Raw genomic sequence first — 12905 nt, 5'->3', positions numbered from 1 at the left:
TGTCGCGGCTCGATTCACGCGGCTTCTCCGGCTCCGGGGGCGCGTGGAACGAACATTCATGAACCTGTCATTCTTTCGTCAGCCGGCGTAACCTGACGTAACGCAGCGCCCGACCCGCTTCGGGCAGACTGACGTCACCCTTTCCGGATCGCGCCTCGATCGACCATGTCCGTCGCTTACGACTATGCAGCCGGGCTGCTGCGCACGCTGTACGACCGCCATATCGACGGCGGCGCGGTGCTCGATACGGCCGCGTTTCCCGATGCCGAGCGTTTCGTCCGTGCGTGGCCCGCCATCCAGGCGGAGGCATTCGCCGTGGCGCGCGACATGGCGCGCATCCCGCGCTTCCACGAGATCATGCGCGAGCAGTACGACATCTCGGCCAACGATGCACGCGACTGGCGGATGTTCATCATGCAGGCGTACGGCCAGCCGTTCCCGCGCAACCTGTCGCGCTGCCCGACCGTCGCGTCGATCGTCGCGACGTCGCCGGACGTGCTGTCCGCATCGCTGTCGTTCCTCGCACCCGGCAAGCACATTCCACCGCATCGCGGGCCGTTTCGCGGCATCCTGCGCGGCTATCTCGTGCTGTCGATGCCGAAGCGCGCGGACGGCGTGCCGGCCGCCGTGCTGAAGGTGGACGGCCACGAATACCGGCTCGACGAAGGCCGTTTCCTGCTGTGGGACGATACGTTCATGCACGAGGTGTGGAACGACAGCGACGCCGTGCGGATCGTGCTCCTGCTCGATATCCGCCGACGCGGAATGCCGCGCCTGCTCACGTGGCTGTCGAATGCGGTGATCGGCATCGTGCGGATCGGGATCAGGATACGCGGGCGATCGATTCCGGTTTAGCGCGGGCGGCGGGCACGCTCCGGGTGATCCTTCGTCTCGACTGCCCTCTCTTGTGTCGAAAGGGCGTTCGGCTCGCCCCTGATGCAGGCGAAATCATCAGGATACCTTTCCGAAATCATCCGGCAACGCATAGATGCCGCGCTTCGCGACGCACGGAACAGGCGGCGCGATCTGCCGAACGTTCTCCAGTTCCCAGCACACGTATCCGGCACACCATTGCTTGCCTTGCGAGCGGGCTTCGTCAGGCGTCCAGTCGTGCACCCCCACGACATCGACCATCGCGAGCGCGATACCGTCGGGATCCTCCTGCCCGTCCTGTCGCAGGAAGATCGTGTTCTGCACCGGCACGAGATCGCGCAACGGGATGGCCGGCGGCGCCCACGAGCGGATTTCCACGCGTTTGCGGCCCGCGACGATATCGTCGACGGCCGGGTTGACGATCGACAGCGCGGATCGCGGCATGGCGGGGATTTCCTTCATCGGCAAGTGGAGAGCGTGCGACCGTCGAGCGGCCCGGCGGCCCGGCGGCCCGGCGGCCCGGCGGCCCGGCGGCCCGGGCAGGATTGTTGCCGATCCGCGTGGTCGTGTCGACCGCGACGGATCGACACGCCGGCGCACGGCGACTACGAGACGCCGTCTTTGCGCCCCCGACGGATCGCCTAAACTAAAGACCGTCCCCTCCGCGCGGCTCCTGCCAGCCACCGCCATGGCGCACCTCTTCTTCGCCGCCTCGATCCAGCGGCATATCGAAACGCCCGAGCGCGAAATCGACGCCCGCACGCTCGGCGAAGCATTCGACACCGTTTTCGGCGAGCAGCCGCGACTGCGCGGCTACATCCTCGACGACCAGGGCGCGCTGCGCAAACACCTGTCGGTATTCATCGACGGCCAGCCGATACGCGACCGTCAGCGCCTGTCCGACGTGCTCGGCGACGCGAGCCGGGTCTATGTCGTACAGGCGCTGACGGGCGGATAAAGGGACGCATGCACAAGCGCCGACCGCGTGCCGGAACGCCAGGTCGGGCCATCAGGAGACATCGCACATGAACGATCGACTGCTCGTCGCCACTCGCAAGGGCCTGTTCGTCCTGCAGCCCGGCGGCAACGGCGGCTGGACGCTCGGCGAGCCGCATTTCGCCGGCGAGCCGGTCAGCATGGCGCTCGCCGACCCGCGCGACGGCACGCTGTATGCAGCGCTCAACCTGGGGCATTTCGGCGTGAAACTGCATCGCAGGCGGGCCGGCGCCGCCGACTGGGAAGAATGCGCGGTGCCCGTATATCCGCCGCAGCCTGCCGACGATCCGCCCGCGAGCGCCCCGTCGGGCACGGGCGCCGCGAGTGACACGGGCGACACGGGCGACGCGCCGCCCGGCCCGCCGCAGCCGCCGTGGACGCTCCAGCAGATCTGGTCGCTCGAAGCCGGCGGCACCGACGAGCCGGGCGTGCTGTGGGCGGGCACGATTCCCGGCGGGCTGTTCCGCTCCGACGACGGCGGCGGTTCCTGGGTGCTCAACCGGGCATTGTGGGATCGCCCGGAGCGCGCCGAATGGGGCGGCGGCGGATACGATGCGCCGGGCATCCATTCGGTGATGGTCGATCCGCGCGACAGCCGGCACGTGACGATCGGCATCTCGTGCGGCGGCGTCTGGCAGACCGCCGACGGCGGCGCGACCTGGCGTGTGACGGCCGACGGCATGGAAGCCGACTACATGCCGCCCGAGCGGCGCGGCGAACCCAACGCGCAGGACCCGCACCGCGTCGTGCAGTGCGCGGCCAACCCGGACGTGCTGTGGACGCAGCATCACTGCGCGATCTTCCGCTCGACCGACGGCGCCGAACACTGGCGGAGGATCGAGGCACAGCCGTCGAGCTTCGGTTTCGCGGTGGCCGTGCATCCGCACGAGCCAGACACCGCGTGGTTCGTGCCGGCCGTGAAGGACGCGTGCCGGATTCCGGTGGACGGCCGGTTCGTCGTCACGCGCACGCGCGACGGCGGGCGCAGTTTCGAGTCATTCACGAACGGGCTGCCGCCCGCACCCGCGTACGACCTCGTGTATCGGCACGGGCTCGCGGTGGACGATTCGGGCACGCGCCTCGCGATGGCGTCGACGACCGGCGGGTTGTGGACGTCCGTTGACGGTGGGGAACACTGGCAGTTGGTGTCCGCGCATTTGCCGCCGGTTTATTGCGTCAGGTTCGGGTGACGGTGTACGGGCGCACCGTTCGCACACGGCCCGCGCCGCCCCGCTTTAGCGCTCGACGCCCGCCCCCATCCGCGCCACTGCCGCCCGCGTCTGCGCGATCTCCGCTTCGAGCCAGTCGAGAAACGACCTGACCTGCGGCTCGCGCTCCCGCCCGGGCCGGCACAGCGCGACGAAACGCGCGCCGTCGAGCCGCACCGACGGCTCGATCGGCGTCAGTGCTCCGTGCGCGACATGCTCGGCAGCCAGCACCGAGCTGAGCAGCGCGATGCCCTGCCCGTGCAGCACGGCCTGCAACGCGTAATGCTCGTCGTCGTAATGGCGAAACACCGCGCGTTCGAGCCACGCGTCGCGGCCGGCCGCACGACACCACGACGCCCAGTCGACCGACACCGGCAACGGCGTATCCCACACGGTCTCGATCAGGTCGAGCCGCTCGTCCGTGCGGTGCGCGTCGAACCCGGCGGCCGCATAGGCGCCGAAATACTCGTCGATCAGCGCAATCTCGTGCAGCGCCGGAAACGTGCGCGACGTTGCGCGAATCGCGAGATCGATCCGCGCGTCGCGTTCGAGATCGGCGAGCGTGTTGCCGGTTTCGACCTTGATGTGCAGTTGCGGATCGATGCGACGAAACCGCCCGAGACGTGGAATCAGCCACATCGCGGCGAATGCGGGCGTGGTCGTCAGCACGAGCGTGCGCTCGCCGGTCGCTTCCGGCCGCACCGCATCGAGCCCGCGGCTCAGCGCCAGCAATGCATCGTGACTCGCGCGAAACAGTTGCTCGCCCTCCTCCGTGAGCCGCACGCCGCTCGCGCCGCGCTCGAACAGCAGCACGCCGAGCCGGCTTTCGAGCGACTTGATCTGGTGCGACACGGCGGCCGGCGTCACGGACAGCTCGTCCGCGGCAGCCTTGAATGCGCCAAGCCGCGCCGACGCTTCGAATACACGCAATGCGGTCAGGGGAAGTTTCGAGAACACGGGGCCTCGCGGGCCGGATCGGGCCGGGTTGAATTCGATTGAATCGGGGTGAGATTAGGTGAATTGAAGCGGGCGTGCAACGCGAATAGCCTTGCGGGACGTCACGGCAGGGTGCCGCGGCGAATGACGTCGAACCGGAGAAACAACGTGCAAGGCCTATCGCGCAGGATCACGCAGGCGGTGCTCTACGAAGCGATCGCGATTTCCTGCATCTCGCCCGTGATCGCGGCGCTCTTCAAGCAGGGCCTCGTCTATTCGGGCGCGCTGTCGGCGACGATGTCGGCGATCGCGATGCTGTGGAACATGATCTTCAACGCGCTGTTCGAGCGCTGGGAAGCGTCGCGCCGGCAGCCGGCACGCACGCTCGGGCGGCGGATCCTGCATGCCACCGGATTCGAAGGCGGGCTCATCTTCATCCTGGTGCCCGTCGTGTCGTGGTGGCTCGACATCTCGTGGTTCGACGCATTCGTCGTCGACATCGGGCTGTTTGCGTTCTTCTTCTGTTACGCGTTCGCCTTCCAGTGGGCGTTCGATCGCATATTCGACGTGCCCGCGGCGACGAAGGGGGAATGAAACGAGCGCCCGGTAATCAAGCAATCGAAATCGACATCAATCGGTGCGTTTATTCCCGTTTCAAAACACACCCCCGTTTCATTTTTTCGACATTCAAACACCACCGCCACCAGCATTCACAAAATCAAAACAACCCTAGGGTTTACGTTACATTGTCCCTCCGCAAATTCGAATGCTAATGTTGTCTGACGATTAACGGAAAGTAATCATTCGCACCCACCCCATATAATCGGCGCAACCCCATGCGCTCACTCAATCGCTAAATCCGCCCTCGAATTTTCGGGGGCGATTTGCGATGTTCGCAGTTTAATTCCTAAACAAGGAAATCATCATGAACGAAAATCAGGAAAAGCAGGATCTCCCGCTGATCGAATGGATGCAGGAAGATCAGCATGAAGACTGGGTCGAGATGATGAAGGACAGCGCAGTCATTCCATTCGCAACGGCTCTGTGGGCCTAAGCAGGCAGCCCGAACGATGGCGGATCGCAATGACCCGCCATTTTTTTGATCCAGAAACTGGATACCCCGGAGATAATCATGGAAAAAAGTGTCGAAAATTTCTTTTCGTGTGTCCGCGGTCATCCAGCCATGGTGCAGAAACATTCAGCCGGCGCCAACATCCTGGTCGGCTCGGATCAAAGCCAGAGAAATACCGCGCAATCGATTATCCGGCACTGCCCGAAAAAACTCGAATATTCGTTCACCTACGTCGAGCTTGACACGGAAAATCACGAACAGGTAATAAAGGAAATCGACCGGTGTGACATGTTCATCTTCATGTACGACTCGTCCATACGTTCCGACATCAACCCGCATGGGCCGTCGTTCATCCCGCCCCTCAAGCCGAAAATGGCCGAGCACTGGAAGAAGTCGGTATTGCTGCGGGAATACGGCGAATTCTTCAAGGAGGCTTTTTCCGAGAGCATCGACGACATTGCCGCCCGCAACGAACGCATCATTGCGGCGGCACAACGCGCTCGACGCGTGCAATTTCACGACGGCTTCGGCGGTTCGCTGCACGGAACGCTGGATCAGACATGGAAAAGCCTCGATGGCCGCAACCACTACGACCTGATGCCCGGCGAAGTGGCGACCCGCGTACTCGACCTGACCGGAAGCGTCTTGTTCGGCGGCACCTTCCTGAGCACGGTGCCCTTTGCCATCAAGTACGGTGTCATCGACCCGATATTGAAGATCGGGATCGAGCGGAGCCAGGTGGTCAGCGTCGAATCGGCCAATCGACAGCTCGAGGACGATTTCAGGTTGTATCTCGACAAATGCGCGGGAAACAGGATCGTCGAGGAGTTCGGGATCGGGACGAACCTGAACGTCAGGCTGCATGGACGCAATGCAAGTTTCGAAGAACGCCATCCCGGGTTGCACCTTGGCCTCGGCGGCGGTGAACGCGGCAGCCATCATCTGGATCTGGTGTTTTCGTCCGGAAAGATCCTGTTCGACGACACCGTCATCTTCGACGGCGCATTCCGTGTGTAGCCCCTGCGACGACACGGCCGGCATCGACGCCCCGACGAAGTGCCGGCATCGTGATGCCCGCCTCCGGCCCCCTGCTCGCGCCGGATCCCGTTGCGCCCGCCCCGCACGGTGAGCGCGCCGGCCGGAACCGCACTCATGGTCGACCTCGAACAGCAACTGCATGCCGCGCAGACGCAATACGCCGGCGATTCGCATGATCCCGCGATCCTGCATCGGATCTGCGAACTGTTGACGGCCCTCCGGCGAGAGGAGGAAATGCTCCCCTGGGCCGACCTGGCGCTGGCGCTCGACCCGCATGACGCCGTCTCCATGACACGGCGTGCCGATGCGCTCTACCTGCTGGGCCGCTACGTCGAAGCCGCCGAAGCGTGGAAACGCGATCCGTCGCGGCACAGCCGGCCCGAACTCCACCGCTTGCGACTGGGCATGAGCCTGATGATGGCCGGCGATCTCGCGCAGGCCATCGCGTTGCTCGACGAAGCCTTCCGGATGGCGGCAACCGGCCCTGCCGAGATGAGCGCATCGATCGGATTCGCGATGGGAGAAGCGATGCTCAAGGCTGGCGATCCGCGCGGCTTCGCCTATTGGCGAATGCGTGACGACGTTCCGCGACTGTCCGCCAATTACCGCCCGGTCGACCTCCCGACATGGGACGGCGAATCGGATGTGCGCGGCAGGCGTGTCCTGATCACGCATGAACACGGTTTCGGCGACAACTTTCTCCTCTCGGCCTGCGTGGCCGACTGGCTGGACGAAGGCGCGCACGTCATGCTCACCTGCCATCCGCAGAGCCACGCGCTCATGCAGGCGTCACTGCCGCGGTGCGAGGTCGTCGCCGCCCCCAATCCGGTGCAGTTTCATGCGCCGTTGCCCGATGAACTGCAGGCACGCGTCGACAGTTTCGCGCCGGACCTGCATGCCTCGCTGCTTCATTTGCCGATGCTGAAAGCCCGGCGGACACGCCTGCCGGAACGTTGGTTCGCGCCCTACATCAAGACGCCGCCGCACAAGCAGCGGATCGCTGCCGAATGGGCCGCGCAAGTGCGCGAGCAACATCCGGGCAGGAAGCTGATCGGACTGTTCTGGGATTGCGTCCAACGACATTGGCCCGAAAAAGGCGCCGTCGTCAGGTGCTGGGCCAGCCGCCGCAGCCTGCCGCTCGATGCGATCGACGCGATCGTGGCACACCCCGCCATTGCGGAAAGCATGCATTTCGTGAATCTGCATCACCCCGCTGCCGCGGCACTGGCGGGCACGCCGGCCGGCAATGTTAGTCACTACCAGCCCGGGATTCGGGATTTCGGCGACACGGCTGCATGCATGGCCCAACTGGATGCCGTGGTCGCGGTCGATTCGGGTGTCGCCAACCTGGCGGCCATGATGGGGATGCGGACTTGCGTACCGACCCACGTCTGTGGCGACTGGCGCTGGGGCGTCGAGGGTACCGCGAGCCCCTGGATCGCGCATGCGACCGCCGTGCGGCAAACCCGCGAAGGCGACTGGAGCGACGTGATTCGACGCATCAACGCGTGGCTCATGCATGTCGTGGCCTGATGCCTGCTCACGCCGGACAGGCATGCCGACGCCCCCCGGCTCCCGGAATCTTTCCGGGACGGGGGGCGCGAATCCGTCAAGCCGCTTGCGGGCCGGGCGAACGCCCGGCCGCGTCGCTCAATGCACGCCGAGATACGCCTTCACCGCCGGCAGGCCCGGCTTGCCGTCGAGCGTCGTCACGCCCGCGAGCCACTTGTCGAGCGCCTGCGGGTTCGCCTTCAGCCACTCGGCGGCCGCCTTGTTCGGCTCTACCTTGTTCATGATCGGCACCATCACGTGGTTCTCGATCGTCGTCGTGAACTGCAGGTTCGACACGAACTTCGCGACGTTCGGGCAGCGCTGCGCGTAGTCGGGCGGCGTCGCCGTCAGCACCTTCGCTTCGCCGTAGTTCGGGCCGAACACGTCGTCGCCGCCGCTCAGGTAGTCGATCTTCATCTGCACGTTCATCGGATGCGGCTCCCAGCCGAGGAACACGATCCACTGCTTGTCGCGGATCGCGCGATTCACCTCGACCAGCATCCCGGCCTCGCTCGACTCGACCATCTTGAACTTGCCGAGGCCGAACTGGTTGCCGTCGATCATCTTCTTGATCAGCAGGTTGCCGTCGTTGCCCGGCTCGATCCCGTAGATCTTGCCGTTCAGCTTGTCCGCATATTTCTGGATGTCCGCGAACGACTTCAGGCCGCCCTGATAGACGTAGTCGGGCACCGCGAGCGTGTATTTCGCGCCGGTCAGGTTGGGCGTGGAGAGCACCTTGATCGTGCCGGCCTTCGTGAACGGCTGGATGATCGGGTCCATCGTCGGCGACCAGTAGCCGAGGAACACGTCGATCTGCTTGCTCTTGATCCCCGCGAACGTGATCGGCACCGACGCGATCGTCTTCGTCGGGTTGTAGCCGAGCCCCTGCAGCATCGTCGTGGCGAGGCCCGTGGTCGCCGCGATGTCGGACCAGCCGACATCCGCGAAGCGCACGTTCTTGCACACGGGCGGATCGGCCGCATAAACGGCCGACATCGGCGCGGTTATCCCGATCCCGCACACCGCTGCGATCAATAGGCGCTTCATCTTGCTTCTCCTCAAAGTGATGTCGTTTGCTTGAATGCGGGATCGTTTATTGAAGCCGCGCGCCGCGATCCCGGCGACGTCGCGGACTGGATGATTCTCGACAGTCAGCGCCCCGGCAGCCGGCGCTCGTAGCTCGGCGCATGGCCGAACTGCGCGCGGTAGGCCTTGCTGAAATGGCACGGCGAATGAAACCCGCAGACCGTCGTCACGCGCGCGATCGACGCGTCGGTCGTGCGCAGCAGGTCGCGCGCGCGCTTCAGGCGCAGCGTCAGGTAATAGTGGGTCGGCGACACGTTCAAATACACCTTGAACATCCGCTGCAGGTGCCGCTGCGACAGCCGCACGAGCCGAGCGAGTTCCTCGAGCGACAGCGGCTCCTCGATGTTCGCCTCCATCAGCCGCACGACCTCGATCAGCTCCGCGCGCGAGAAGCCGACGCGCGCATCGACCGGAATCGGCTGCGTATCGGTCGAGCTGCGGATGCGCTCCAGGATGAACTGCTCGGATACCTGCGCGGCCAGCTGCTGGCCGAACCGCATGCCGACGAGGTTCAGCATCAGGTCGAGCGGCGCGGTGCCGCCAGTGCAGGTCAGCCGGTCGCGGTCGACGACGAACAGTTCGTCGGCGAACCCGACCTGCGGGAACTCGGCATGCAGCGACGACAGGTTCTCCCAGTGCACGGTGCAGCGATAGCCGTCGAGCAGCCCGCTCGACATCAGCGCATACGCGCCCGTGCAGATGCCGCCGAGCGGCAGCCCGCGTTCGGCAAGCGCCGCGAGCGTATCGCGCGCCTCTTCGTCGACCACGTCGCGGATGCGGATGCCGCCGCACACGATCATCACGTCGGGCAGCTTCGTGTAGTCGAGCGCCTGCGTCGGCCGTACCGCGATGCCGTTGCTGGCATGCACCGGGCTGCCGTCGAGCGAGTAGATCGACCACTGGTAGTGATCGGCCCGCCCGACGTAATTCGCCATCCGAAGCACTTCGACGGCGCTCGAGAACGCGATCATCGAGAAGTTCGGCAGCGTCAGGAAGCCGAAATGGGCGAGGGACGAAACCGGTGAAACGCAGGCGGCGGGCGCGACAGCGACGGCAGACGTCACATCGGTCTCCTGGCGAGGAGGTTGCAGGGGGCCACCCCCGCGGCCAAGGCCGCGGAAGTCGTTTTCTATCGTCAAGGTAAGCGGCCGGTGCTTCCGGCCGCCGGAGGTCAGGCCTGTGCGGGTGAGGCCTTCACGCGAAACAGCTGCTTGAGGCCCGAGAACAGCGGCGCCTTCACGGTGCCCGGCGCGCGGCCGAAGCTTTCGGTGATGCGGTCGAGAATGATCGCGAGCAGCACGACCGACAGGCCGCTTTCGAAACCGAGACCGATGTCGAGGCGCTGGATACTGGCGAGCACGTCGTTGCCGAGGCCGCCCGCGCCGACCATCGACGCGATGATCACCATCGACAGCGCCATCATGATCGTCTGGTTCACGCCCTGCATGATCGACGGCAGCGCATTCGGGAACTGCACCTTGTACAGCAGCTGCCACGGCGTGCAGCCGAAGGCCTGGCCGGCTTCGACGATCTCGCGGTTCACGTGCCGGATACCGAGGCTCGTCAGGCGCACCGCCGGCGGCATCGCGAAGATCACCGTCGACAGGATCCCCGGCACGCGGCCGAGACCGAACAGCATCGCGGCCGGAATCAGGTAGACGAACGCGGGCATCGTCTGCATCAGATCGAGGATCGGGCGCACGATCGCGGCGACCCACTTGCTCTTCGCGGCCCAGATGCCGAGCGGGATGCCGAGCACGAGGCTGATGATCGTCGACGACAGCGTGAGGCCGAGCGTGATGACGGTCTGGTCCCAGAAGCCCGTCGCGAAGATCAGCAGCAGCGACGCGGTGGTGAACAGCGCGAAGCGCCAGCCCACCCGCCACAGCCCGACGCCGATGAAGATCGCCATCATCAGCCACATCGGGATCGCCTGCAGGCCATGCTCGACGAACGCCGCGAGCCCCTCGATCGCTTGACCGATCGCGTCGAACGTCTTGGCGTCATGGTCGAGCAGGTAGTGAACGGACTGGTCGACCCAGGTACCGAGCGGAATCATTTCAGACATGGGAGCCTCGCGAACGCGTGATGGCCTTCAGGATGAGCGCGCGATCGACCGAACCGCAGTAGCAGCCGTCGTCGTCGACGACAGGCAGTGCATTCGGGCTCGCGACCACGCGCGCGACGACATGTTCGAGCGACGCATCGCGCCGGATGCTTTCGATCGGGCTCACGGACGGCGTGTCCTGACCGATCGCATCGCGCGTGACGAAGCCGCGGATCTTGCGTTGCGCGTCGAGCACGAACGCATAGTCGGCACTGCCGTTCAGCGTGGCCGCGACGTTCGCGGCATCGCACTTCGACACGATCGGCACGGCGCCCGTCTGCATCAGGTCGCCGGCCGTGAGGTAGCGGCTGGTGTCGATGCCGTCGAAGAACGCGCGCACGTAGTCGTCGGCCGGGTTCGCGATGATGTCCTGCGGCGTGCCGACCTGCACGAGCCGGCCGCCTTCCATGATCGCGATGCGGTTGCCGATGCGCAGCGCTTCTTCCAGATCGTGCGACACGAACATGATCGTGCGGCGCTGTTCCTTCTGCAGTTGCAGCAGCACATCCTGCATTTCGCGGCGCTTGAGCGGATCGAGCGCGGAGAACGCCTCGTCCATGATCATCAGCGACGGGTTCACGGCCAGCGCACGGGCGAGGCCCACGCGCTGCTGCATGCCGCCCGACAGCTCGGACGGCAGCTTGTGCGAGAACGGCGCAAGGCCGACCTGCTCGAGCACTTCCATCGCGCGGCGCTCGCGTTCCTTCTTGCCGACGCCCGCGACTTCCAGGCCGAACGCGGCGTTCGACACCACGGAGCGATGCGGCATCAGCGCGAACGACTGGAACACCATGCTCATGTCCTTGCGGCGCAGCGCGGTCAGCGCCGAGCGGCGCGCCGACGCGACGTCGAGCCCGTCGATCATCACCTTGCCGGCGCTCGGATCGACCAGCCGGTTCACGAGGCGGATCAGCGTGGATTTGCCGGAGCCGGACAGGCCCATCAGCACGAAAATTTCGCCTTCCTGCACATCGAAGGAGACGTTGTGCACGCCGACGACCTGGCCGGTGCGCTTCAGCACGTCATCCTTCGTCGCGCCGGCGGCGAGCATGTCGAGCGCCTGCTGCGGGTTACTACCAAACACCTTGCACAGACCTTCGACCACGACCTTGGGGGCATCCATCGAAACCTTCTCCTCGTGTAGCGGGGACTCACGTGTGTCATAGCGTGCCTACATAGTTGCCAGAAAAAACCCCGACCTGCCGACGAATTACGACAAACGCTTGCGCAAATACGACACGGCCTCCAGCCCCGCCGGGCGGGCCACGGCGCGCGGCGGCACGCGATTGCGGCGGCGCAATACCCGCACGGCCAGCAACGGCGGGCATCACGCGCCGGACTTGTGCGCAGCAGCGTGGCGCATATCGCCTCGTTTTATGCGCGAATTCGCATCGGACGCGCGTCGCTTTACGACAATTCCACGTCCGATCCCGCGGCCAACTAGCCTGACAAATGCACGCGCGGCATTCACCGATAAAAAGCATGACCGTGCAAAAAGCCGCGTGACGACACCGGAAGGCGCACGCCGCGATACCGCGCCGACCCGGAAAATCCCCGACAGCCGCTGTGATACATTCCCCGCCAACAGGCTGATTGCGACGCAGGCCGCCATGCGGCGGCCGCCTTCAGCCGTGCATGCCGGTTCGCCTGCCGGCCATGCCGACACCGCCTCGACCGGCATACGTCCGATCGCAGGCCGATAACGATACGAGAGAGGGAGCAAGGCGAGATGAACTGGGCTTTTACCGCAATCGGCTTCGTCGTGGGCGGGATTGCCGCACTGATCGGGGATTTCTCCGCCGTCAACGGCGCCGTGCTCGGCGCCGCGATCGGGTTCTGTCTCGATCACACGCTGCAACAGCGCAAGCGCAAGGGCAAAGGCGCGGCACCCGACACGTTCGCGATGCAGGCGCCGCCCGCCCAGTCGCCGGTTCCGCTCGCCGATCGCGTCGCGCGGCTCGAAGCCACCGTCGAGACGCTGACACGTGAAGTCGCGTCGCTGCGCGGCCAGCTGGCCGGCGCGAAGGCCGGCTCGACC

At 65.4% G+C, this 12905-nt stretch carries 12 protein-coding genes and 2 pseudogenes; 8 read left to right on the top strand and 6 right to left on the bottom strand.

Annotation, left to right across the window (positions count from 1 at the left end; all coding sequences use genetic code 11):
* Positions 1-165 precede the first annotated feature (165 nt).
* A complete protein-coding gene (locus ABY44_RS35690; RefSeq protein ID WP_060174281.1) occupies positions 166-855 on the top strand; it encodes an aspartyl/asparaginyl beta-hydroxylase domain-containing protein in 690 nt (229 codons plus the stop codon).
* 96 nt (positions 856-951) lie between these two features.
* On the opposite strand, the gene ABY44_RS35685 is transcribed toward ABY44_RS35690, so the two are convergent.
* On the bottom strand, positions 952-1317 hold the full coding sequence (locus ABY44_RS35685) for an ASCH domain-containing protein (RefSeq protein ID WP_060174282.1): 366 nt from the start codon (positions 1315-1317) through the stop codon (positions 952-954).
* 244 nt (positions 1318-1561) lie between these two features.
* Between ABY44_RS35685 and ABY44_RS35680 the strand changes: the two genes are divergently transcribed.
* Together ABY44_RS35680 and ABY44_RS35675 are read left to right on the top strand one after the other, a co-directional pair.
* The gene (locus ABY44_RS35680) at positions 1562-1831 is read left to right on the top strand and encodes a MoaD/ThiS family protein (protein WP_059682289.1); all 270 of its coding nucleotides are present in this window, start codon (positions 1562-1564) and stop codon (positions 1829-1831) included.
* A 67-nt stretch (positions 1832-1898) separates the two neighbouring features.
* On the top strand, positions 1899-3059 hold the full coding sequence (locus tag ABY44_RS35675) for a WD40/YVTN/BNR-like repeat-containing protein (protein ID WP_060174283.1): 1161 nt from the start codon (positions 1899-1901) through the stop codon (positions 3057-3059).
* Between the two features lie 45 nt (positions 3060-3104).
* Here ABY44_RS35675 and ABY44_RS35670 read toward each other — a convergent pair whose 3' ends face one another.
* Positions 3105-4034, bottom strand: coding sequence for a LysR substrate-binding domain-containing protein (locus ABY44_RS35670; RefSeq protein WP_060174284.1), 930 nt, complete (start codon positions 4032-4034; stop codon positions 3105-3107).
* Between the two features lie 147 nt (positions 4035-4181).
* Between ABY44_RS35670 and ABY44_RS35665 the strand changes: the two genes are divergently transcribed.
* The 4 genes from ABY44_RS35665 (at position 4182) to ABY44_RS35650 (ending at position 7656) form a co-directional block, all read left to right on the top strand.
* Positions 4182-4607 carry a PACE efflux transporter gene (locus tag ABY44_RS35665; RefSeq protein WP_060174295.1) on the top strand — a complete coding sequence of 142 codons (426 nt, stop codon included), beginning with the start codon at positions 4182-4184 and terminating at the stop codon, positions 4605-4607.
* Positions 4608-4938: 331 nt separating this feature from the next.
* A complete protein-coding gene (locus ABY44_RS35660) occupies positions 4939-5067 on the top strand; it encodes a hypothetical protein (RefSeq protein ID WP_021163990.1) in 129 nt (42 codons plus the stop codon).
* Between the two features lie 78 nt (positions 5068-5145).
* On the top strand, positions 5146-6102 hold the full coding sequence (locus ABY44_RS35655; RefSeq protein ID WP_059697134.1) for a hypothetical protein: 957 nt from the start codon (positions 5146-5148) through the stop codon (positions 6100-6102).
* A gap of 135 nt (positions 6103-6237) precedes the next feature.
* On the top strand, positions 6238-7656 hold the full coding sequence (locus ABY44_RS35650; protein ID WP_060174285.1) for a tetratricopeptide repeat protein: 1419 nt from the start codon (positions 6238-6240) through the stop codon (positions 7654-7656).
* Positions 7657-7773: 117 nt separating this feature from the next.
* On the opposite strand, the gene ABY44_RS35645 is transcribed toward ABY44_RS35650, so the two are convergent.
* From ABY44_RS35645 to ABY44_RS35630, 4 genes and pseudogenes are all read right to left on the bottom strand, one after another.
* Positions 7774-8721: a choline ABC transporter substrate-binding protein gene (locus tag ABY44_RS35645; protein WP_021163993.1), complete on the bottom strand. Its 948-nt coding sequence runs from the start codon at positions 8719-8721 to the stop codon at positions 7774-7776.
* Between the two features lie 104 nt (positions 8722-8825).
* Entirely contained in the window at positions 8826-9824 is a 999-nt protein-coding gene (locus tag ABY44_RS35640; protein WP_027790601.1) for a GlxA family transcriptional regulator, read from the bottom strand.
* Positions 9825-9931: 107 nt separating this feature from the next.
* A complete protein-coding gene (gene choW / locus ABY44_RS35635; RefSeq protein ID WP_021163994.1) occupies positions 9932-10828 on the bottom strand; it encodes a choline ABC transporter permease subunit in 897 nt (298 codons plus the stop codon).
* Positions 10821-12471: pseudogene (locus tag ABY44_RS35630) on the bottom strand (quaternary amine ABC transporter ATP-binding protein). The gene choW and the pseudogene ABY44_RS35630 overlap by 8 nt, the downstream one beginning before the upstream one ends.
* Before the next feature lie 125 nt (positions 12472-12596).
* On the opposite strand from ABY44_RS35630, the pseudogene ABY44_RS35625 reads away from it, so the two are divergent.
* Positions 12597-12905 (top strand): annotated as a pseudogene (locus ABY44_RS35625) (DUF2339 domain-containing protein); the annotation flags it as partial.

Source organism: Burkholderia sp. ZZQ-2, from assembly GCF_050768715.1.
In the GTDB taxonomy this organism is placed as follows: Bacteria; Pseudomonadota; Gammaproteobacteria; order Burkholderiales; family Burkholderiaceae; genus Burkholderia; species Burkholderia cepacia.
This window is presented reverse-complemented; position numbering and strand designations above follow the sequence as displayed.